At 62.6% G+C, this 20402-nt stretch carries 18 protein-coding genes; 9 read left to right on the forward strand and 9 right to left on the reverse strand.

The genetic code is table 11. The features are described 5' to 3' along the window. The first annotated feature begins 68 nt into the window (after positions 1–68). Together RAK1035_RS20215 and RAK1035_RS11045 are read left to right on the forward strand one after the other, a co-directional pair. Complete coding sequence (locus RAK1035_RS20215; protein ID WP_037297165.1) at positions 69–296, forward strand: YdcH family protein; 228 nt, start codon at positions 69–71, stop codon at positions 294–296. Positions 297–753: 457 nt separating this feature from the next. Beyond that, positions 754–1683, forward strand: coding sequence for a dihydroneopterin aldolase (locus RAK1035_RS11045; RefSeq protein WP_008280068.1), 930 nt, complete (start codon positions 754–756; stop codon positions 1681–1683). 10 nt (positions 1684–1693) lie between these two features. On the opposite strand, the gene RAK1035_RS11050 is transcribed toward RAK1035_RS11045, so the two are convergent. The 5 genes from RAK1035_RS11050 to RAK1035_RS11070 all read right to left on the reverse strand — a co-directional run bounded on the left by RAK1035_RS11050 (position 1694) and on the right by RAK1035_RS11070 (position 8346). Further along, on the reverse strand, positions 1694–2377 hold the full coding sequence (locus tag RAK1035_RS11050) for an ABC transporter ATP-binding protein (RefSeq protein WP_008280069.1): 684 nt from the start codon (positions 2375–2377) through the stop codon (positions 1694–1696). Further along, positions 2370–3656, reverse strand: coding sequence for a lipoprotein-releasing ABC transporter permease subunit (locus tag RAK1035_RS11055; RefSeq protein ID WP_008280071.1), 1287 nt, complete (start codon positions 3654–3656; stop codon positions 2370–2372). The genes RAK1035_RS11050 and RAK1035_RS11055 overlap by 8 nt, the downstream gene beginning before the upstream one ends. A gap of 266 nt (positions 3657–3922) precedes the next feature. Next, positions 3923–5278, reverse strand: a complete 1356-nt coding sequence (gene proS, locus RAK1035_RS11060) for a proline--tRNA ligase (RefSeq protein WP_008280072.1) — start codon at positions 5276–5278, stop codon at positions 3923–3925. An 81-nt stretch (positions 5279–5359) separates the two neighbouring features. After that, positions 5360–6523, reverse strand: a complete 1164-nt coding sequence (argE, locus tag RAK1035_RS11065; RefSeq protein ID WP_008280073.1) for an acetylornithine deacetylase — start codon at positions 6521–6523, stop codon at positions 5360–5362. A gap of 2 nt (positions 6524–6525) precedes the next feature. Then, on the reverse strand, positions 6526–8346 hold the full coding sequence (locus RAK1035_RS11070; protein ID WP_008280074.1) for an ABC transporter ATP-binding protein: 1821 nt from the start codon (positions 8344–8346) through the stop codon (positions 6526–6528). Between the two features lie 275 nt (positions 8347–8621). On the opposite strand from RAK1035_RS11070, the gene RAK1035_RS11075 reads away from it, so the two are divergent. The 3 genes from RAK1035_RS11075 to RAK1035_RS11085 all read left to right on the forward strand — a co-directional run bounded on the left by RAK1035_RS11075 (position 8622) and on the right by RAK1035_RS11085 (position 12344). Continuing rightward, positions 8622–10322 carry a peptide ABC transporter substrate-binding protein gene (locus RAK1035_RS11075; RefSeq protein WP_008280075.1) on the forward strand — a complete coding sequence of 567 codons (1701 nt, stop codon included), beginning with the start codon at positions 8622–8624 and terminating at the stop codon, positions 10320–10322. A gap of 89 nt (positions 10323–10411) precedes the next feature. Then, positions 10412–11419 (forward strand): ABC transporter permease, encoded by a 1008-nt coding sequence (locus RAK1035_RS11080; RefSeq protein ID WP_008280076.1) that lies wholly within the window; start codon positions 10412–10414, stop codon positions 11417–11419. Next, a complete protein-coding gene (locus RAK1035_RS11085; protein WP_008280077.1) occupies positions 11412–12344 on the forward strand; it encodes an ABC transporter permease in 933 nt (310 codons plus the stop codon). Before RAK1035_RS11080 ends, RAK1035_RS11085 begins: the two co-directional genes overlap by 8 nt. A 271-nt stretch (positions 12345–12615) precedes the next feature. Here the strand turns inward: RAK1035_RS11085 and mltG are convergent, their stop codons facing one another. Together mltG and fabF are read right to left on the reverse strand one after the other, a co-directional pair. Then, the gene (gene mltG, locus RAK1035_RS11090) at positions 12616–13773 is read right to left on the reverse strand and encodes an endolytic transglycosylase MltG (RefSeq protein ID WP_008280078.1); all 1158 of its coding nucleotides are present in this window, start codon (positions 13771–13773) and stop codon (positions 12616–12618) included. Next, positions 13773–15032, reverse strand: a complete 1260-nt coding sequence (gene fabF / locus RAK1035_RS11095) for a beta-ketoacyl-ACP synthase II (protein ID WP_008280079.1) — start codon at positions 15030–15032, stop codon at positions 13773–13775. The genes mltG and fabF overlap by 1 nt, the downstream gene beginning before the upstream one ends. Positions 15033–15236: 204 nt before the next feature. Here fabF and RAK1035_RS11100 point away from each other — a divergent pair, with 204 nt between their 5' ends. The 4 genes from RAK1035_RS11100 to folP all read left to right on the forward strand — a co-directional run bounded on the left by RAK1035_RS11100 (position 15237) and on the right by folP (position 18239). Next, positions 15237–16214, forward strand: coding sequence for an Ldh family oxidoreductase (locus RAK1035_RS11100; protein ID WP_008280080.1), 978 nt, complete (start codon positions 15237–15239; stop codon positions 16212–16214). A 77-nt stretch (positions 16215–16291) separates the two neighbouring features. Next, on the forward strand, positions 16292–16696 hold the full coding sequence (locus RAK1035_RS11105; protein ID WP_008280081.1) for a c-type cytochrome: 405 nt from the start codon (positions 16292–16294) through the stop codon (positions 16694–16696). A gap of 53 nt (positions 16697–16749) precedes the next feature. Further along, positions 16750–17148 (forward strand): DUF4864 domain-containing protein, encoded by a 399-nt coding sequence (locus RAK1035_RS11110; protein WP_008280082.1) that lies wholly within the window; start codon positions 16750–16752, stop codon positions 17146–17148. A gap of 80 nt (positions 17149–17228) precedes the next feature. Further along, positions 17229–18239, forward strand: a complete 1011-nt coding sequence (folP, locus tag RAK1035_RS11115; RefSeq protein ID WP_008280083.1) for a dihydropteroate synthase — start codon at positions 17229–17231, stop codon at positions 18237–18239. Positions 18240–18372: 133 nt separating this feature from the next. Here folP and RAK1035_RS11120 read toward each other — a convergent pair whose 3' ends face one another. Together RAK1035_RS11120 and ilvC are read right to left on the reverse strand one after the other, a co-directional pair. Then, positions 18373–19290, reverse strand: a complete 918-nt coding sequence (locus RAK1035_RS11120; RefSeq protein ID WP_008280084.1) for a DMT family transporter — start codon at positions 19288–19290, stop codon at positions 18373–18375. A 67-nt stretch (positions 19291–19357) separates the two neighbouring features. After that, entirely contained in the window at positions 19358–20380 is a 1023-nt protein-coding gene (ilvC, locus tag RAK1035_RS11125) for a ketol-acid reductoisomerase (RefSeq protein ID WP_008280085.1), read from the reverse strand. Positions 20381–20402: the final 22 nt, after the last annotated feature.

The raw sequence follows: 20402 nt of genomic DNA on the forward strand, positions 1-20402 counted from the left end.
CGTTGGTTCTGCCCATATCCCAAGTGTCAGCACGATGCCCCGCTGATGCCCCAACAAGGAGACCCCGCATGACGCCGCGCCGTATTTCGCCCCAATCGCTGCTTAGCCGGATGGCCACCCTGCGCCGCCGCCATCAGAACATTGATGCCCTGATCACAACAGAGCACCAGCGTCCGATGCCCGACATGGCCGTGTTGAAGCGGCTGAAACAGGAACGCCTCGGGCTCAAGGATGCCATTCACGTCACCCGCCTGATGCTGGCGCGGTGCACCCCGGACACGGTGCGCACCGGCTGATCGCACACCCAAGTCTTGAAAGTCTGACCATGTCCTATCTCTATCTCTCGGTGATGTCCTCGCGCCTGTTTCACAGTGCCGATCTTGATGGCCTGCACGAGGCCCTGACAGAAACGCCGCACACATCCACCCAAGGGGTTCCGCACGCCGGGTCGCACCCTGTCCTTGTCCAGTCTCCGCGACAGCCCTCTGCCGCAGACACGCCTTGCCCCGCATGCAAGGTATGAGGCCAGCGGCCTGCGCCCCCATCCCGGGCGCCTAGCGTGCGAAGAACAGACCCCGGAGCGTTCCGGGGTCTGTTGCGTTTCGGGGCTTGCAGCGTGGCGGAACGCTGGGCCAACAGAAAGAATGCTGCGCGGGTTCCTGACGCCCTCGCACGCTAGGCGGTCGCATTCACCCTTTCGGCGGCTTGGTTCTGCATGCTATCCCAATGGCCAAGCTACGCAGGACCGACAGTATGACCCACGAAATTCGCCTCGCCTTTGAGCATCCTTCTGCCCGCGCGCGCGCCACCTCGCCCGATGGGCCGCTTGATCGAATTTCCGTGCGCGATCACGTGGTCGAGGTCGAGATCGGCGCCTTTCAGGCCGAGCGCGGCACGACGCAGCGCATCTGCTTTAATGTCGTGGTCGAGGTGCGCCCGCTGACCGATGCCATCGAGGATGATGTGGACCGCATCCTGAGCTATGACAAGGTGACAGAGGCGATTGCCGCTGAACTGGCAGAAGAGCGGTTGAACCTGCTGGAAACCCTCGCCGAACGCATCGCCGAGCGCATCCTTTGGGAGCCGCAGGCGGTGCGCACCTTTGTGCGGATCGAAAAGCTGGATCGCGGGCCGGGCGCGCTTGGGGTCGAGATTGTACGCTCTGTGAACGACCTCAAGACCAAGCCGATCACGCCCCATGCCGCGACGACGCCGCATCCGCATGTGGTGTTCCTGACCAATACCGCGATCCGCTCGCCCAACCTCTCGCGCTGGCTCGATCAGCTTGAGGCGCGGGCCGAGCCGGTGATCCTCTGTGTGGGCCGGGCCGACGAAGTGCCGCCCCAGACCGGCCACCGCATGACACAGCGCCGTGTCGATCTTTTGGCGATGGAGCAGAACGCTTGGGTTCTGGCCGGGCGGGATGAGCGCTGCGTCGTGGTGGCCACGCGCACCGAACTGGATTGGTCGATGAAACATGGCCAGATCAGCGTCTGGGCCCCGTCCAAGATCGTGCTTGATGCCGTGGACGGGCCGGGTGTGGCGACCGATGATCCGGTGGCGCTCGCCGCATGGTTCGCAGGCTATATCGAGGCGTCGGACCTATTGATGATTGGCGAAACGCCCCCCAAATCCTGCCGCGTGCCGGTGCTCTTTCAGGATGTGGCGCAATCGGGGCTGTGAGTGGCGGGCGTCAGCCCGGCACAACCTGCCCCTGATCCAGCCGCAAGATACGGTCCATACGCGCCGCCAGATCAAGGTTATGCGTGGCAATCAGCGCCGAAAGACCGGTGCCCCGCACCAACCCCGTGAGCGCGGCAAAGACCTGATCCGAGGTGCCTGGATCAAGATTGCCGGTCGGTTCATCCGCCAAAAGCACGCGGGGCCCATTGGCCAGCGCCCGGCAAAAGGCCACGCGCTGTTGTTCACCCCCCGACATGGCCGAAGGCCGGTGCCCGGCGCGCGCCCCCACGCCCACCTGTTCCAATAGCGTCTGCGCCCGCGCCACGGCATCCCGCCGCGCCACGCCATTGGCCAGTTGCGGCAGCACGATGTTTTCCAGTGCGCTGAACTCGGGCAGAAGATGGTGGAACTGATAGACAAAGCCCACCTCTTGCCGCCGCACCATGGTGCGCCGCCGGTCCGTGAGGCCGGTCATATCCTCGCCCCCGATCTCGACCCGCCCCGCGTCGGGCGTATCAAGCAGCCCCGCGATATGCAGCAGCGTGGATTTGCCCGCGCCTGACGGGGCGACCAGCGCCACCATCTCGCCGCGTGCAAGGGTCAGGTCAACGCCGTTCAACACCCGGACCTCAGAGGTCTGCCCGCGATTATAGATCTTCTCGACGCCCGACAGGCGCAGCATGGCCTCACTCATAGCGCAGCGCCTCCACCGGGTTCATCCGTGCCGCCCGCCGCGCCGGAAAGATCGTCACGACAAAGCTGAGGCCCAGCGACAGCATCACCGCCGACAGCACATCCTCGGACCTCAGTTGCGCGGGCAGCCGGTAGATGCCGCGGATCGACGGATCCCAGACCTGACCGCCCATCGCCATATTCACAAAGCTGAAAATCGGGTCGATATAAAGCGCGAAAAGACAGCCCAGGATCACCCCCATCGCCGTGCCGATCATCCCGGTAAAGGCCCCGCAGATAAAGAACACCCGCAGGATCGACCCCTCGGTCAGGCCCATGGTGCGCAGGATGCCGATATCCCGGCCTTTGTTCTTGACCAGCATGATCAGGCCGCTTGTGATGTTCATCGCCGCAATCAGCACAAGGATCGAGAGGATCACGAACATCACGTTATCCTCGACCTCGAGCGCACGCAGGAATGACCCGCTCGCATCCTGCCACGTCCAGAGCAAGGCGCGCTCACCCGCCGCCTCCAGGAGCGGCACGGTCAGGTCGTAGACGCGCTCAGGCTCGGCCACCATCACCTCCAACTCATCGGCGCGCCCGTCGCGGTTGAAAAAGCTCTGCGCCTCGGCAAAGGGCAGATAGGCGCGAACCCGGTCGATGTCATAGCGCCCGGCGGTAAAGATATAGACCACCTCATAGGCATTGACGCGCGGGCTGGTGCCCAAGGGCGTTTTGACCCCGTTTGGGGAAATCAGCTTGATCCGGTCGCCCACAGTGACGCCCAGTTCCTGCGCCACGCCGGAACCGATGGCGATCCCTTGGTCAAAGCGTGCGATGTCGCCGACGCCGGTCTCGGGGTCGGCGACGCGGGGGATGGTCGCCAGATCCTGCGCCGTGATGCCATACACCTGCACGCCTGCGTTGCGGTCGCGGGCATTGGCCATGACCTGCCCTTTGACAAGCGGGGCCACGCGCGTGACGCCGGGCACCGCGCGCACGCGGTCCGCCATGGCGGCATAATCCTCTAGGCTGCGGTCCACCCGGCCCGTCGCATCCACCGCGCCGGAATTATAGACGGTGACATGCGCATTGGCGCCAAGGATCGTATCGACGAATTCCGCACGAAAGCCCGAACGCACGGCCAGCGTGGCGATAAGGGCAAAGACCGCAAGGGTGATGCCGATCAGGCTGATCCAAGTCATCACGCTGACGCCGCCCTCGGCCCGTTTGGCGCGCAGATAGCGCCAAGCGATCAGCCATTCAAAGGCGGCAAAAGGGGCGGGTGTTCTGGCCATTCCGGCTCCTTCGGTCTGGGGTTCGGGCGGAGAGTGGGGGTTTCGGGTAGGGGCGTCAAGGGAGGGGGGGCTTGGATCTCCCCCGCGCGGAACAAGGCGCGTAGCGCCGCCGCGCGGATCGCTGGGCCGTCCCGCGGCCTAGCGATTTTGAGAGGGATCGCATTGCTGAGGGGTCATAAGGGTTTGGCTAGCATAAAGTGGCAGCAAAATCCGTTGCATCGCTAGACCCCGGCCCAGCGACCGCGCGGCTCTCCCCGCTCACACCCTCACAAACTTGGCCGCAGCACATGCCCCGCATAGATCTGCGCCAACTTTTCCACCGCCTGCTCGGGCGGCAATTCCTCGCTGATGCCCGTGCGGCGGCTGGTCAGTTCGACCACGCCATTCTTCAATCCACGCGGCCCCACGGTGATGCGCCACGGCAGGCCGATCAGGTCCATCGTGGCAAACTTGCCGCCCGCCCGCTCGTCGCGGTCATCGTAAAGCGGCTCCATCCCCAAGGCCACCAGCGACGCATAAAGCGCCTCGCAGGCGGCATCCGCCTCGGCATCGCCTTGCTTGAGGTTCACGATGCCCGCATGGAACGGCGTCACCCCTTCGGGCCAGATGATGCCCTTGTCATCATGGTTGGCCTCGATGATGGCCCCGATCAGGCGGCTCACGCCAATGCCATGGCTGCCCATATGGACCGGCACGGATTTGCCATCCGGCCCCTGCACATTGGCCCCCATCGGTTCGGAATATTTGGTGCCGAAATAGAAAATCTGGCCCACCTCGATGCCCCGGCTGGCGCGGCGGCGCGCCTCGGGGATCGCCTCGTAAAGCGCGGCATCATGCGTCTCGTCGGTGCGCGCATAGGGCGTGGTCCATTCGGTGACGATGGCCTCGCATTCGGCGCGGCTGGCGTAATCCACCACACGACCGCCAAGGCGCAGATCAGTGATGGCGCTGTCATAGAACACCTCTGATTCGCCGGTATCGGCCAGAACCAGAAATTCATGCGTGTCATCGCCACCAATCGGGCCACTATCCGCCCGCATCGGAATGGCCTGCAATCCCATCCGCTCATAGGTGCGCAGATAGCTGACCATATGGCGGTTATAGGCGTGCAGTGCGTCTTCCTTGGTCAGGTCAAAGTTATACCCGTCCTTCATCAGGAATTCGCGGCCGCGCATCACGCCAAAGCGGGGCCGCACCTCGTCGCGGAATTTCCACTGGATATGATAAAGCGTGAGCGGCAGGTCTTTGTAACTGCCGACATGCGCCCGGAAAATATCGGTGATCAGCTCTTCGTTGGTCGGACCATAGAGCATGTCACGGTCATGCCGGTCCTTGATCCGCAGCATTTCCGCGCCGTAATCGTCATAACGCCCGGATTCCCGCCACAGATCCGCCGATTGCAGCGTCGGCATCAAAACCGGGATATGGCCAGCGCGCACCTGTTCTTCATGCACGATGTTTTCCAGCTTGCGCAGGATCTTGAAGCCCAAGGGCAGCCAGGAATAAATCCCGGCGCTCGCCTGCTTGATCATCCCCGCCCGCAGCATCAGCCGATGCGAGGCAATCTGCGCCTCCGCGGGGGTTTCCTTGAGAACGGGCAGAAAATAACGGCTCAGACGCATGGGCAGGGCACCTTTGAGAGGAAATGCTTGATGGCGTCGGAGTATCCTAGGGCAGGGGGCGGGGCAAGGGGCAGGGGGCCTTCACCCCGCCAACCGCCCCAAGAGCGCGCGCATGAACGCGTGCCCCGCCTCGAACTGTGCCACGGTGATATATTCATCGGGCTGGTGCGCCTGTGCGATGTCGCCGGGGCCACAGATCACGGCGGAATAGCCCGCCTCTTGAAACTGCCCGGCTTCGGTGCCGTAACTGACCACATGGCGGCCATTGTCGCCGGTGATCTGGCGCACGAGGCCCTCTGCCGCGCCCGCCTCTTCGGGTTGCAGCCCCGGCACGCGGAAACGGGGGCGCAGGTCAATCCGCGCCTCAGGGCGCACCGCCTGCATTGCCGCCTCTGCCGCGCGCACCTCTGCCTCAAAGCGGGCACCCCAGTCTTCGGCATCCTCGCCCGGCACCATCCGCATATCCATGCCAAAGCAGCAGTCCTTGGCGGTGATGTTATGCGCCGTGCCCCCCGAAATCTGCCCCACATGCAGCGTGGTCCAGGGTGGGTCGAACAGCGCGGCCAGCTCTGTTGCCGGTTGTGCCCGGTTTTCGGCATTGCGGGCATTGGCCCAGTCGATCAAGGGCGCTGCGGCCATGATCGCATTGACGCCGGTGTGCATCAGCGAACTGTGAACCTCATAGCCCACCACATGCACGTCATAGCCAATCCCGCCCTTGTGGCCCGTGACCGCCTGCATCATCGACGGCTCGCCGATAATGGCCAGCTCCGCGCGCGGCAGCACTTCGAGCATGCGCTCAATCATCGGTGGCGCGCCCAGACAGCCCACCTCTTCGTCATAACTCAGCGCCAGTTGCAGGGGCCGCGCCACGCCGGAATGATGCGCCTCGACCAAGGCCCAGATCGCCAGCGCGTCAAATCCTTTCATGTCGCAGCACCCGCGCCCGTAATATTTACCGTCGCGTTCGACCACGGCAAAAGGATCGCTGGCCCAGGGCTGGCCATCCACTGGCACCACATCGGTATGACCCGAGAGCACGACACCCCCCGCCACCCAAGGCCCGACATGCGCGAAAATCGCAGCCTTCTCGCCCGTCTCGTCATAGTGGCGATGCGATTCTATCCCGTGGCTGGCCAGATACTCCTCGACCCACTCCACCAAAGGCAGATTGCTGTCGCGGCTCACAGTCGGAAAACCCACCAGCCGCTCCATGATCTCGACCGGCGTCAATCGCGCTGCCATGCTCAATACCCGCTTTCTGAGGTCAGCACGAAATGCCCCGGATCCACCTCTTTATACACCGACGGTCCCGGATCGTATCCGACCCGGTGGATGGGCGAGGGGATCGGCTTGAAATTCAGATCCTTTTCGGATTTCCGCAGCTTTGGATCGGCAATCGGCACCGCCTTCATCAAGGCCTGCGTATAGGGATGTTGCGGGTTTTCGAACACTGCCGCGCGCGGTCCCCGTTCGACAATCCGGCCCAGATACATGACGCCCACATCATGGCTCACGCGTTCGACCACGGCCATGTCATGGCTGATGAACACGTAACTCAGGCCCAAATCGGCCTGTAATTCCATCATGAGGTTGAGCACCTGCGCCTGCACGCTGACATCGAGCGCGCTCACCGCCTCATCCGCGACGATAAGCTTGGGGTTGAGGGCCAGCGCACGGGCAATCGCCACCCTTTGCCGCTGTCCGCCGCTCAACTCATGCGGAAAGCGCCGCAGGAAAGAGCGCGGCAATTCCACCCGGTCAAACAGCATCGCCACCCGGTCTTCGATCTCTGAGGCGGACACCAGCCCGTAATTCTTCATCGGCTCGGCCACCTGCGCCGCCAGCTTCATCTGCGGATTGAGGCTGGCGAACGGGTCTTGAAACACCATCTGCATATCCACGCGGGCGCGGCGCAGATCGCGCGGGGCAAGCGCCATGATATCGACACCGTCCAGCACCACCTCGCCGGCCATCGGCTCGACCAGCCGCAGGATCGAGCGGCCCGCAGTGGATTTGCCACAGCCCGATTCCCCCACAAGCGACAGCGTGCGCCCCTTTTGCAGGGTAAAGGACAGATCCTCGACCGCATGCACATTGGCCAGCGTCCGGCGAAAGAACCCGCCCTTGACCGGAAACCGCGTGGTCAAGCCCTTGACGCGCAACAGCTCTTTGTCGTGTCCCTTGATCGGTTTGATCTCTTGCGCGTCCGATCCCAAAAGGCGCATCGGCTCTGGCCAGACCTTGCCGCGCATCTCGCCCAGCTTGGGCACAGCGGCGAGCAGCGCCTTGGTATAGTCATGGCTTGGCGCTTCGAATATCTGTGCAACCGGCCCTTCTTCGACCTTGGTGCCGCGAAACATCACCACCACCCGGTCCGCCATCTGCGCCACCACGGCCATATCATGGGTGATGAAAATCACCGCCGTGCCGGTTTCGCGCTTGAGCCGATCAATCAACGCCAGAATTTCGGCCTGAATGGTCACGTCAAGCGCGGTCGTCGGCTCGTCCGCAATAAGCAGGCGCGGCTTGCACGCCAACGCCATGGCGATCACCACCCGCTGCCGCATCCCGCCAGACAACTCGTGCGGATATTGCTGCAACCGCCGCTCCGGTTCTGGGATACGCACCTCGCGCAATAGCTCTAGTGCCTGCGCCCGTGCCGCCGCCTTGTCTAGGCCGCGATGCACGCGCAGCCCCTCGGACAATTGCCGCCCCACGGTAAAAACCGGGTTAAGCGCGGTCATCGGCTCTTGAAAGATCATCCCGATCTCATTGCCCCGGATCGTGCGCATCAGGCTCTGATCCGTCTTGGCCAGATCGACCGTGCCGCCCTCTTTGCGGTCAAACAGGATACGCCCACCCGCAATCGTGCCGCCGCCATACTCGATCAGCCGCATCAACGACAACGATGACACCGATTTGCCCGACCCGCTCTCGCCCACGATACAGACCGTCTCGCCGGGGTTCACGGCAAAGGACACATCCTCGACCCCCACCACCGGGCCATCCCGCGTTTCAAACGCAACCCGGAGATTCTCGATCTGGACAATGGGCGTATCCAGCATGGGCGCTGCCTCTGTATTCAGGGGATGATGCTTAAACGCTACTCACTTTCGCGCGCCCCTGTCAAACAACGCCGCACGTTGCACGCGATGTTGACCAATCGCGCAAATGGAATGCTTGCATTTTATCAGGTTCCGGTCTGAGATGCCCATGCCAGTCAAGGTTGTGGGACCCCCGCACCAGACACGGCATGCGCCCGGCCAAGCCTAACGTGCCGCGGATCAACGAATGAGACGGCCCAAAAATCGCTGTCCAACATCGGAGGAAGACCAAAGCCATGACCCTGAAATCCCTATTGCTTGGCGCCACCGCCGCCACCAGCCTCGCCTCTGTCGCGATGGCAGAGCGTGGCGCGGATGGCCATGTGAACCTGATCTATTGGCAAGCGCCGTCCATCATGAATCCCTATCTTTCGGGCGGCACCAAAGAGGTTGAGGCCGCCAGCCTCGTGATCGAACCCTTGGGCCGTTACAACACCAAGGGCGAGATGATCCCCTATCTGGCCGAAGAAATCCCCACCGTCGCCAATGGCGGCGTGTCCGAGGATCTCACCTCGATCACCTGGAAGATCAAGCCGGGCATCACCTGGTCGGATGGCACGCCCTTTACCGCCAATGACGTGAAATTCACCGCCGAATACTGCATGCACCCCGAAGGCGGCTGTGCCCAGCTTGGCAAATACGAAGGTGTCTCCTCGGTCGAAGTGATCGACGATCTGACCGTCAAGGTAAACTTTTCCCAGCCCACCCCGGTGCCCTATGGCCCCTTCATGGGCGGTCAGGCCCCGATCATTCAGGCCGCGCAATTCGCCGACTGTCTGGGGGCCAAGGCGCAGGAATGCGCCGATGCCAATTTCGCCCCCATCGGCACCGGCCCGTTCAAGGTGGATGAATTCCGCCCCAATGACGTGATCTCGCTCTCGGCCAACCCCAATTACCGCGACCCGGCCAAGCCGCGCTTTGCCACGATGACCTTTAAGGGCGGCGGCGATGCCACGGCGGCAGGGCGCGCGGTGCTGGAAACCGGCGAATTCGACTATGCATGGAACCTGCAACTTGCCCCCGACGTGATCGCCAATATGGAGGCGGCGGGCAAAGGCGTGGCCATGTCAGCCTTTGGCACGCTGGTGGAACGGATCGAGATGAACATGACCGATCCGTCGCCCGATCTGCCCGAAGGCGAGCGCGCCACCGCCAAGCACCCGCACCCGATCCTGACCGACCTGCGCGTGCGCAAGGCGCTCTCGATGGCGATCGACCGCGCATTGCTGACCGAAATCGGCTATGGCAAGGCGGGGCGGCCCACCTGCAACCTGGTGCCGGCACCGGAAATCTTTGCCTCTGACAATACCGATTGCCTGACGCAGGATATCGAAGGCGCCAAGGCGCTCTTGGAAGAGGCAGGCTGGACCGTGGGCGCAGGCGGCATCCGCGAAAAGGATGGCAAGAAACTGTCGCTGCTATTCCAGACCTCGACCAATGCCGTGCGTCAGGATTTTCAGGCGCTGATCAAACAGTGGTGGTCCGAAATCGGCGTTGAAACCGAACTGCGCAACATCTCTGCCTCGGTGTTCTTTGGCAGCGATCCGGGCAGCCCCGATACCTTCCCCAAATTCTATGCCGATGTGGAAATGTATGCCAACAACTTCGACGGCACCGATCCGCAAAGCTATCTGGCAGGCTACACCTGCGAAAAGGCCCCGCGCCCCGAAACCCAGTGGCAGGGCGAGAATATCAACCGCTTCTGCGATCCCGCCTATGATGCGCTGGTCAAAGAGTTGGGCCGCACCGCCGAACTGGACAAGCGCGGCGAGATTGCCAAGAAACTCAACGACATGCTGACCAAGGACAGCTACACCATCGTGCCGCTGGTGGACCGTGGCCGCGTCTCGGCCCGCTCCAACTCGTTGGGCGGAGTAGAGCTGAACACCTGGGACACCGAGTTGTGGAACGCCGCCGACTGGTTCCGGATCAAGTGATCTGACGCCAAAGGCCGCTCCGGGGCATTCTCCGGAGCGGCGCCTTGCTTGCCCGACAACGATAAGAACGACCCGCAAAGGCGCCGCGCATGCTGACCTATACGATCCGACGGCTTGTCCTCGCGATCCCGACGCTGCTGTTCATCAGCCTCGTGATCTTTCTCCTACTCGAACTGGCCCCCGGCGACCCGATGGCGCAGGTGCCGCTGACCGTGCCCCCCGACGTCAAAGAAAAGATGCGTCTGGCGCTTGGTCTGGGCGAGCCCACGCATATCCGTTTCGTCAAATGGATGTGGCAATTCTTTGTGGTCGAGCCGATGATGCTGGTCGACTGGCTTTTTGGCACGAGCATGGCCGAGGGGCAGCAGCGCGTGCTCAGCTGGCAATTCCGCTCGCCGGTGATGGATGTGATCGTGCAGCGCATGCCGCAGACCCTCTGGGTGGTGGCGATGTCCTATGTGGTGGGCATCCTCATTGCGCTGCCCATCGGCATCTATTCCGCCTACCGGCAATATTCCGTATTCGATCAGACCGGCACTTTCATCACCATGGTCGGCTATTCCGTGCCGCCGTTCTTTTCCGGCGTGTTGGTGATCGTGATCTTTTCCGTGCAACTGGGCTGGTTGCCCTCGATCTATGATACCACGCTGGTGGTGGTGGACTGGGCTACGTTCAAACAGCAACTGATGCAGATGGTCATGCCGGTCATGGTTCTGGCGCTGCAAACGACAGCCCAGATCAGCCGCTTCATGCGCGCCTCGATGCTCGACAATCTGGGTCAGGATTACGTGCGCACGGCGCGTGCCAAGGGGCTGTCGGAATGGGCGGTGGTCATGGTGCATGTGCTGCGCAACTCGATGATCCCGGTGATCACGGTCATCGCCCTTGGCGTGCCGTCGATCTTTGGCGGGGCGATCATCACCGAACAGATTTTCAAGGTGAACGGGCTTGGCCAGCTTCTGATCACCGCGATCGAGGCCAACGACCTGCCGATGGTGCAAACCGTGACCTTCATGATTGCCGTGCTGATCGTCTTTTTCAACATCGTCGCCGATGTGCTCTACGGCGTGCTCGACCCGAGGATTCGCTATGACTGAACCCCAAACCCCCATCGCGGCCCTCAAGGATACCGGCCCCACCGCCCCGCCGCGCAGCCAATGGCGCGATGTCTGGGATCAGTTCAAGAGCCACCGGGGCGCGCTGATTGGCGGGATCGTTCTGCTCGTCATCATCGCCGCTGTCTTTCTTGGCCCGCTGGTCTGGCCCTATGACGCCACGTTCATCGACATTCGCGCCCGCAATCAGGGGCCAAGCTGGACGCATCCTTTTGGCACCGATCAACTGGGCCGCGATACGCTGGCGCGGATGATGGCGGGGGGGCAGACCTCGATTGCGGTGGGGTTGACGGCGATGCTCTTGGCGCTTGTGCTGGGCTCACTGGTCGGGGTTCTGGCGGGGTTCTTTCGCCGCCTTGACGGGCCGCTCATGCGGCTGACCGACCTCTTCCTGTCGCTGCCGCTTCTGCCGCTTCTTTTGGTGATGGTGCTGCTCTTCCGCGAGGCGCTCAATGGCGTGTTCGGCCCCGAGCGGGGTATTTTCATCCTCATCGTGGTGGCCATTGGCGTGACAAGCTGGATGCCCACCGCCCGCATCGTGCGCGGCGATGTGCTGGCCTTGAAAGAACGCGAATTCATCCTCGCCGCCCGCTCTATCGGAACCACCAATTTCGGCCTCATCACCCGGCATATCCTGCCCAATGTGATGTCGCCGATCATGGTCTCGGCCACGCTCGGCATCGCCAATGCCATCATTACTGAAAGCGCACTGTCGTTTCTGGGCTTGGGCTTCCCGCCCGATTTCCCAACATGGGGGCGGCTTCTGAACGATGCCACGCAGTATCTACAAGACTACCCCGAGCGCGTGTTCTGGCCGGGCCTAGGCATCTCGCTCACGGTGCTGTCGATCAACTATATGGGCGACGGATTGCGCGACGCGCTCGATCCAAGGATCCGGGGGCGGTGAGGGGGCTTTAACGCATGGTCAGTATGTCACCCGCGCGGAACAAGGCGCGGTACGCGCCGCCGCGGGATCGCTGGGCCGTCCGTCGCACCGAAGGTGCGCCGCGTTATATCGGCACACCTCTGGTGTGACGGCCTAGCGATTTTGAGGCGTAGCACTACTCTGTTGGGTCATATGGCCTTGGCTGGCATAAAGTGGCATCCAATTCCGTTGTTTCGCTAGACCCCGGCCCAGCGACCGCGCGGCTCGCCGCTTGGAAACGCCCCTTAACCCCTCAGTTATTCCCGCGCTCTGCCTCGATGGCGCGCCAGCGGGCGACGTTGCGGTTATGCTCGTCCAAAGTCTCTGCAAAGGCATGGCCGCCGGTGCCATCGGCCACGAAGAACACGTAATCCGTGGTGTCGGGATCAACTGCTGCCTCGATGCTAGCGCGGCCCGGATTGGCGATGGGCGTGGGCGGCAGCCCCTCGATCACATAGGTGTTCCAGGGCGTCGCGCCGCGCAATTCGCTCTGCCGCAGACCCCGGCCCAACACGCCCTTGCCCTCGGTCACGCCATAAATCACCGTCGGATCAGTCTGGAGCCGCATGCCACGGTTGAGCCGGTTGACGAACACGCTGGCCACTTGCCGCCGCTCATCCGCCACGCCGGTTTCCTTTTCGATGATCGACGCGAGGATCAGCGCCTCTTGCGCGGATTGCAGCGGTAGACCTTCGGCCCGCCCTTGCCACGCGGCTGCCAAAATAACCGCCTGCGCCTCGCTCATGCGGGTGAGCACGCTCTCGCGCGTGTCGCCGGCGCGCACCTCATAGCTGTCGGGGGCAAGCGTGCCCTCGGCTGGCACCTCGGCCACTTCGCCGGTCAGCACATCGACGGATTTCAACCCCTCGACCACCTGCCAGCTTGTCACGCCTTCCGCCAAGGCCACGCGATAGCGCGTATCGGCCTGTTCGCGCACCTGCGTGAATTCCGCCGGAACCTCGCCCTCGGCGGCTGGATCGAATTTGGCCCGTTCCTCATAGCGGCCCGTGGCGGCGTCCAATTCCCGCACCACCACTTCGGCGCTTGTCACGCCCAGGCGATACACAACTTCGGTTCCACAGGTGCTGGCCCCACCGCGCGTGATGATATCGGTGATCTCCGCCATGCTGGCCGCTTCTGGGATCAGCCAGCTTCCGGCCTTAAGCAACGCGTCCTTCTCGGAATATTCCGCACCGATGCGGAAAATCGCGCCGCTCGTCACCGCCCCATCGCTCTCTAACCGGCTCGAGACCCGGCGCATGGTGCTGCCCGGTTCAACCCGCAGGCAGATCGCATCCGACAACGGCCCGCGCGCCGAATACTGCTGCTGCCCCCAGAGGATCACCCCGCCCAGCAGAAACACCGCCACCACCAGCAGCGTCAGGAAATTCGAGACGATGTGTCGCCACATCAGCGCGGTTTCCCGACGATCAGCGCCGCATTGGTGCCGCCAAAGCCAAAGCTGTTGCTCAGCGCCACGTCAATCTTGCGCTCGCGCTTGGCATTGGGGGCCAGATCAAGCGGCGTTTCCACCGATGGATTGTCCAGATTGATGGTGGGCGGGGCCACCTGATCACGGATTGCCAGAATGCAAAAGATCGCCTCAACCGCGCCCGCAGCCCCCAAAAGATGCCCGACCGAAGATTTCGTCGAACTCATCGTCACATTCGCCGCCGCATTGCCCAAGAGCCGCTCAACCGCCTGCAATTCGATGGTATCCGCCATGGTCGATGTGCCATGCGCGTTGACGTAATCAATATCCGATGGGTTCAGACCGGCGCGCTGTAGCGCCGCCTGCATCGCCCGGAACCCGCCATCGCCCGTCTCGGAGGGGGCAGTGATGTGATAGGCATCGCCCGACAGGCCATAGCCAAGAATTTCGGCATAGATTTTCGCGCCACGCGCCTTGGCATGCTCGTATTCCTCAAGCACCACGACGCCCGCACCTTCGCCCATGACAAACCCGTCGCGGTCCGCGTCATAGGGGCGGCTTGCGGCCTGAGGATCATCCGCGCGCTTGGTCGAGAGCGCCTTGCAGGCGTTGAACCCGGCAATCCCGATCTCGCAGATCGAGGCTTCGGCCCCGCCCGCCACCATCACATCCGCGTCGCCCCACTGAATAAGCCGCGCCGCATCGCCAATCGCATGCGCGCCGGTGGCGCAGGCGGTCACGACCGAATGGTTCGGTCCCTTGAACCCATAGCGAATGCTCACCTGACCCGAGATCAGGTTAATCAGCGCGCCGGGAATGAAGAACGGCGACACCCGCCGCACGCCTTTTTCGCGGATGATACCGGCCGTTTCCTCGATCGAGCGCAGCCCGCCGATGCCCGATCCCAGCATCACGCCAGTACGTTCGCGCGCGGCCTCATCCTCGGGCATCCAGCCTGAATCCTCGACCGCCTGTTGGGCAGCGGCAATGCCATAGAGGATGAAATCATCAACCTTGCGGCGCTCTTTCGGCTCCATGTACTTATCGGAATGAAAGGTGCCATCGGTGCCATCGCCAAGGGGAATCTGGCAGGCGTATTTCGTCACCACATTGACGGGGTCAAAGCGGATGATGGTTCCCGCCCCCGATTGCCCCGCCAATAGCCTGCTCCAGGTCAGTTCGACCCCATCAGCCAGCGGGGTTACGAGACCCAGACCTGTGACAACGACACGCCGCATGATGCTGCCTTTCCCTTGTGTGTTCTTTTGCTGCTCTTACCCCGCCTTGGCCCCAAGGGGCAAGAGCATCGCACCATCCCCTGCAAGGCCCCGCCAACCGCCGTCACTTCGGCGGGGCTGAACTCTGCTTCAAAAGGATTGGATTGACCGCGCCCACCCCACGCACCCATAGCTGGCGCGCAGCTATCACAAGAGGGCATAGCCATGGCCGATATCACCTTGCACGAGATCGAAACGCGCACCACGGCAGCCCTCATTCGGCATGGGGCGGCCCCTTGGATCGCCGCCGAGGTGGCCCGCGCTGTGCGCGCCGCCGAAAGCATCGGCAACCGCATCTGCGGCCTCTACTACCTAGAAAGCTATTGCCAGCAATTGCAGACAGGCCGCGTCAACGGCACGGTCGAGCCAGAGGTAAGCCAACCGCGCCCCGGCGCGGTCTTGGTAGATGCGCGCATGGGCTTTGCCCAACCCGCCTTTGCCCGTGGCATCGACCGTGCCGCCGCAGCCGCGCGGATCAATGGCGTCGCCAGCCTTGCTATCGGTCACGCCCATACCTGCACCTCACTGGGCTATTTCACCGAACAGATCGCACGGCGCGGGCTGATCGGATTGGGGATGACCAATGCCTCGCCCATCGTTGCCGCACCGGGCGGCAAGACGCGGGTGATCGGCACCAATCCCATCGCCTTTTCCGTGCCAGACGGGCAGGGCGGTCTTGCCATGCAATTCGATCAATCGACCACAGTCGTGGCGCTGGGCAAGATCACCATGGCCAAGGCGGCAGGCCAGCCTATCCCGCTGGGCTGGGCGCTTGACGCTCAGGGAAACCCCACCACCGATCCCGAGGCGGCGCTGAGCGGCTCCTTGGTCAGCATCGGCGGGGCCAAAGGCTGGGGCCTTGGCCTCATGGCCGAGCTTTTGGCCGCAGGCCTGACCGGCGGCGTGGTCAGCCGCGATGTGAACCCGCTCAAGGCACCCGATGGCCCGCCGCATGATCTGGGGCAATATTACCTGCTGATGGACCCGGACCTATCCGGTGTCTTCTTCGACCGGTTGGCGCAGGTGGCCGAGGGCGCAACCACGGACGCAGGCGCGCGCATGCCGGGGCAGGGCAAAAAGCCGTGCGATCCCGTCACCGTCCCGGATCCGCTCTGGGCGCAGGTGCGTGATCTGGCCGGTTGATCCCGATCAAGGCATGGAGCACGCTCCAGACCTATAAAAGAGAACCACCGCCTTTGGACACCGCAAGGAGACCTTTTATGCGCGCGAAACTCTCGATCGTAATCTTGGCAAGCCTCACTTTGACAAACGCCACGCAAGCCCAGGACATCCGAGCCGGAACCCAGACCTATGAACGCTATTGCGCCGCCTGCCATGGGCATGACGCCACCGGCTTTGGCCCGATGCGGGCGGTGCTGACACTGCTTCCCACTGACCTCACCGCGCTCAAGGCCACGAACAATGGCCATTTCCCGGTTGAACGGGTGGTGCGCCGCATTGATGGGCGTGATCCGCTGGTGTCGCACGGCAGCCCGATGCCGATCTATGGCAGCTTCTTTGAGGATCGCGATACCGGCCTCAAGACCGAGCGCGGACAAATCATCCTGACCAGCCAGCCGGTGATTGATCTGGTGGCCTATCTCGAAACGCTGCAAAAACCCTGACCGCTTGACGCAATCATAGAGGGGGCTAGTTCTGGCATAGCGAGAGGTGTGCCATGCGCTCTATCATTCTGTCTTTGATCCTGATGCTCGGTCTCGCAGTGCCCCTGCGCGCACAAGAGGGGGCACAGGCCGTCATCACCGCGCAGATCGAGGCGTTTCTGGCACAGGATGTCAGCCGCGCCTATGGCTATGCCAGCCCCTTCATCCAGCAGAAATTCGCAACCCCCGAGCAATTCGGCGCCATGGTGCGCGACGGTTATCCGATGGTCTGGCGCCCCTCTGACGTGACCTTTCTTGAGATGCGCGAGATTGCTGGGCGGCTTTGGCAGGGCGTGCGGGTCGTCGATGCGGCGGGCGCGGGCTGGATCGTAGACTATGAGATGATCGAGACGCCAGAGGGCTGGCGCATCAACGGCGTTCAGGTGCGCCCCGCCCCGGATGCCAGCGTTTGATCCCGCGCAGGCGGGCTTGACCGCAGAGGTTCACCCGCTTACCTCACCGGCCTGATCCCCATGCCGCGTTGAGGCCCCACATGCCCTATTACCGTCCCATCCCCCGCACCGATCCCGCTCGCCCCGCTGGCGCGCTGACGCTTGCGGGCGGCTGGTGCTGGTTCGATACGGTCGAGGTGCTGGATCGCGCCGCGCTCTCTTACCTCATGCCCGCCGCTGATCTGCCGATTGAGGCGCTGCATCGCCTGACCACGCCGCGCGCACCGGTGGCGGGGCTCGATATGACCGCGCCGCAGATCATGGGTATTCTAAACGTCACCCCAGACAGCTTTTCCGACGGCGGTCAGCATTTTGATCCCGAAGTGGCGCTGGCCCATGCCCGTCAGATGGCCAGTGACGGGGCCGCAATTTTGGACGTGGGCGGCGAATCCACCCGCCCCGGTGCCGCCCCCGTGCCCGTTGAGGATGAAATCACCCGCACCGCTCCGATCATCTCGGCCCTGCGCGCGGGCCTGACCACGCCCATTTCCATCGACACCCGCAAGGCGGCGGTGGCGCAGGCCGCCCATGCGGTGGGGGCCAATCTGATCAACGATGTGGCGGGGCTAACCTATGATCCCGCCTTGGCCCCCTATGCCGCCACCCATGCCCTGCCGGTTTGTGTGATGCACGCCCAAGGCTCGCCCGAGACCATGCAGCAAGACCCGCGCTATGACCATGTGCTGCTCGATGTCTACGACTGGCTCGCCGCCCGGATCGAGGCGCTTGAGGCCCTTGGTATCCCCCGTGCGCGCATCATAACCGACCCCGGCATCGGCTTTGGCAAGACCGTTGCGCATAACCTAACCCTCCTGCAAAACCTCTCGCTCTTTCACAGCCTCGGCTGTCCCGTTCTCCTTGGGGCCTCGCGCAAGCGCTTTATCGGCGAGATCAGCCGCACGCCGGTTGCTGCTGACCGTATCCCCGGCTCTCTCGCCGTGGCCTTGGGCGGTGTGGCACAAGGGGTGCAGATCCTGCGCGTGCATGACGTCCCCGAGACCCGCGCCGCACTTGATCTCTGGCGCGCCACTCTCGCCGCGCCGCGCGCCTAGGCTTTTCAAAATCAGCTTTAGGGCTGTGACTTGTCCACAGAATGCGGCCAGTTTCTTACCAAATCCTGATCTGGGCGCACGCATGGGGCTGAACCTTACAAAATCCGGGGTGATTTCGTAAGCTCTGTAAGGCTCACCTTGCGCCAAAGACCCGCCGCAAAGCGCCCCATTGGCTCATGCCAACACCGACCAGAATCAGCGTCATCGCCGCCAGCAAACTTGGCGGCAAAACCTCGGACAGCACGAGCGCCCCAAGGATCACCGACCACACCGGCACCATGTAATTGACAAGGCTGAAAAAACTCGGCCCCGCCTCGCGGTTGACCTGCACCAGCAACAGTTGCGCCACGCCAGTCGGCAGGATGCCAAGATAGAGCAAGGCCAATAAACTCTTTGTATTCAAATCAGTAGGCAACCCCTCAACCACCAACGCCAAGGGCACAATCATCCCCGCTGCCAGCGTCAACACCAAAGCGGACAGCGACAAACGGTCCACCTCTGGCGACAGACGTGTAGCAATCGAGCCGATCGCATAGCCCCCCGCTGCCCCAAGGCAGGCCAGTCTTGCCAAGGATTCCAGATCCTTACCGGTCGAAGTGAAGGCTTCTGGCCCGATCAACACGACAACCCCCGTCGTGCCCAGAACAAACCCCACCAAACGCCGCACATGCATCCGCTCTCCGGGCACCAGAAAATGCGCCAAGGGCAAGATCAAAAGCGGCACCGCCGCCATACACACCCCGGCAAATCCCGAGGCCACAGATTGCTGTGCCCAAGACAAGAGGATGAATGGTAAAACGTTTGAAAACAACGCCATGACAAGTGCGAATTGCCAGATGCGCGCCCCGTCCGGACCGCGCAAAGCGGGCAATTTCCGCCCTTTGAACCGCAGCAGGCAGAGCAAAAACCCCGCCCCCAACACGATCCGCACCGCCGCCACGAAGAACGGTCCCGCCCCGGTCAACGCGACCGAAACGAACATAAAGGACGCGCCCCAGATCACGCCCAAGGCACCGATCCTCAGCCAGTTGAGTGCGGAAATCTCTTGCATGGAGGGGCCTTTCAGACACGAAAGGGCACCCGCAGGGGATGCCCTTTCGCTTTGGATTTCAAGGACTTCAGTTCTTGCTTTGATCCACCAGCTTGCCTGCGGAAATCCACGGCATCATGGCGCGCAGCTTCTGGCCGACTTCTTCGATCTGATGCGCGTCGTTCATGCGGCGCGTGCCCTTGAAGAAAGGCTGGCCCACGGCATTCTCCTGCATGAAATCACGCACGAATTTGCCGGTCTGAATGTCGCGCAGAATGGCCTTCATCTCTTTCTTGGTCTGCTCATAGGGCAGAACCCGCGGACCGCTGACATATTCACCATATTCGGCGGTGTTCGAGATCGAATAGTTCATGTTGGCGATACCGCCTTCATAGATCAGATCGACGATCAGCTTCACCTCGTGCAAGCACTCAAAGTAAGCCATTTCAGGGGCATAGCCCGCTTCGACCAGCGTCTCGAAACCCATGCGGATAAGTTCGACAAGGCCACCACAAAGCACGGCCTGCTCACCAAAGAGGTCGGTTTCGCACTCTTCGCGGAAGTTGGTCTCGATGATCCCCGAACGCCCGCCACCGATGGCCGAGCAGTAAGAAAGCCCAATTTCCAAGGCCTTACCGGATGCATCATTGTTGACAGCCACAAGGCAGGGCACGCCGCCGCCCTTGACATACTCGCCGCGCACCGTGTGGCCGGGGCCTTTGGGCGCCATCATGATGACGTCAACGCTTTCTTTCGGTTCGATCAGGCCAAAATGGATGTTGAGGCCGTGGGCAAAGGCAATCGCCGCGCCGGGGCGGATGTTGTCATGCACGTATTTGCGATAGGTTTCGCCCTGCAACTCGTCGGGCATGGTGAACATCATCAGGTCGCACCAAGCTGCGGCTTCTGCGATACCCATGACCTTAAGACCCTCAGCCTCGGCCTTCTTTGCCGATTTCGAGCCTTCGCGGAGGGCGACGACCAGATTTTTCGCGCCTGAATCCCGCAGGTTAAGCGCGTGGGCATGACCTTGGCTGCCATAGCCAAGAATGGCGACCTTTTTGTCTTTGATCAGGTTGATGTCACAGTCACGATCGTAATAGACGCGCATGGCGTTCTCCTCTTCGGTTGAT

The organism is Roseovarius sp. AK1035 (genome assembly GCF_003288315.1).
GTDB lineage: Bacteria > Pseudomonadota > Alphaproteobacteria > Rhodobacterales > Rhodobacteraceae > Roseovarius > Roseovarius mucosus_A.

Bases quoted from the DNA above. Each gene is read 5' to 3' on its own strand.
- RAK1035_RS11080 (WP_008280076.1), top strand. From the start codon at position 10,412: ATGCTGACCTATACGATCCGACGGCTTGTCCTCGCGATCCCGACGCTG.
- RAK1035_RS11075 (WP_008280075.1), top strand. From the start codon at position 8,622: ATGACCCTGAAATCCCTATTGCTTGGCGCCACCGCCGCCACCAGCCTC.
- RAK1035_RS20215 (WP_037297165.1), top strand. From the start codon at position 69: ATGACGCCGCGCCGTATTTCGCCCCAATCGCTGCTTAGCCGGATGGCC.
- fabF (WP_008280079.1), bottom strand. From the start codon at position 15,032: ATGCGGCGTGTCGTTGTCACAGGTCTGGGTCTCGTAACCCCGCTGGCT.
- RAK1035_RS11110 (WP_008280082.1), top strand. From the start codon at position 16,750: ATGCGCTCTATCATTCTGTCTTTGATCCTGATGCTCGGTCTCGCAGTG.
- RAK1035_RS11055 (WP_008280071.1), bottom strand. From the start codon at position 3,656: ATGGCCAGAACACCCGCCCCTTTTGCCGCCTTTGAATGGCTGATCGCT.
- RAK1035_RS11050 (WP_008280069.1), bottom strand. From the start codon at position 2,377: ATGAGTGAGGCCATGCTGCGCCTGTCGGGCGTCGAGAAGATCTATAAT.
- proS (WP_008280072.1), bottom strand. From the start codon at position 5,278: ATGCGTCTGAGCCGTTATTTTCTGCCCGTTCTCAAGGAAACCCCCGCG.
- RAK1035_RS11100 (WP_008280080.1), top strand. From the start codon at position 15,237: ATGGCCGATATCACCTTGCACGAGATCGAAACGCGCACCACGGCAGCC.
- RAK1035_RS11105 (WP_008280081.1), top strand. From the start codon at position 16,292: ATGCGCGCGAAACTCTCGATCGTAATCTTGGCAAGCCTCACTTTGACA.
- RAK1035_RS11045 (WP_008280068.1), top strand. From the start codon at position 754: ATGACCCACGAAATTCGCCTCGCCTTTGAGCATCCTTCTGCCCGCGCG.
- folP (WP_008280083.1), top strand. From the start codon at position 17,229: ATGCCCTATTACCGTCCCATCCCCCGCACCGATCCCGCTCGCCCCGCT.
- RAK1035_RS11120 (WP_008280084.1), bottom strand. From the start codon at position 19,290: ATGCAAGAGATTTCCGCACTCAACTGGCTGAGGATCGGTGCCTTGGGC.
- mltG (WP_008280078.1), bottom strand. From the start codon at position 13,773: ATGTGGCGACACATCGTCTCGAATTTCCTGACGCTGCTGGTGGTGGCG.
- ilvC (WP_008280085.1), bottom strand. From the start codon at position 20,380: ATGCGCGTCTATTACGATCGTGACTGTGACATCAACCTGATCAAAGAC.
- RAK1035_RS11085 (WP_008280077.1), top strand. From the start codon at position 11,412: ATGACTGAACCCCAAACCCCCATCGCGGCCCTCAAGGATACCGGCCCC.
- argE (WP_008280073.1), bottom strand. From the start codon at position 6,523: ATGGCAGCGCGATTGACGCCGGTCGAGATCATGGAGCGGCTGGTGGGT.
- RAK1035_RS11070 (WP_008280074.1), bottom strand. From the start codon at position 8,346: ATGCTGGATACGCCCATTGTCCAGATCGAGAATCTCCGGGTTGCGTTT.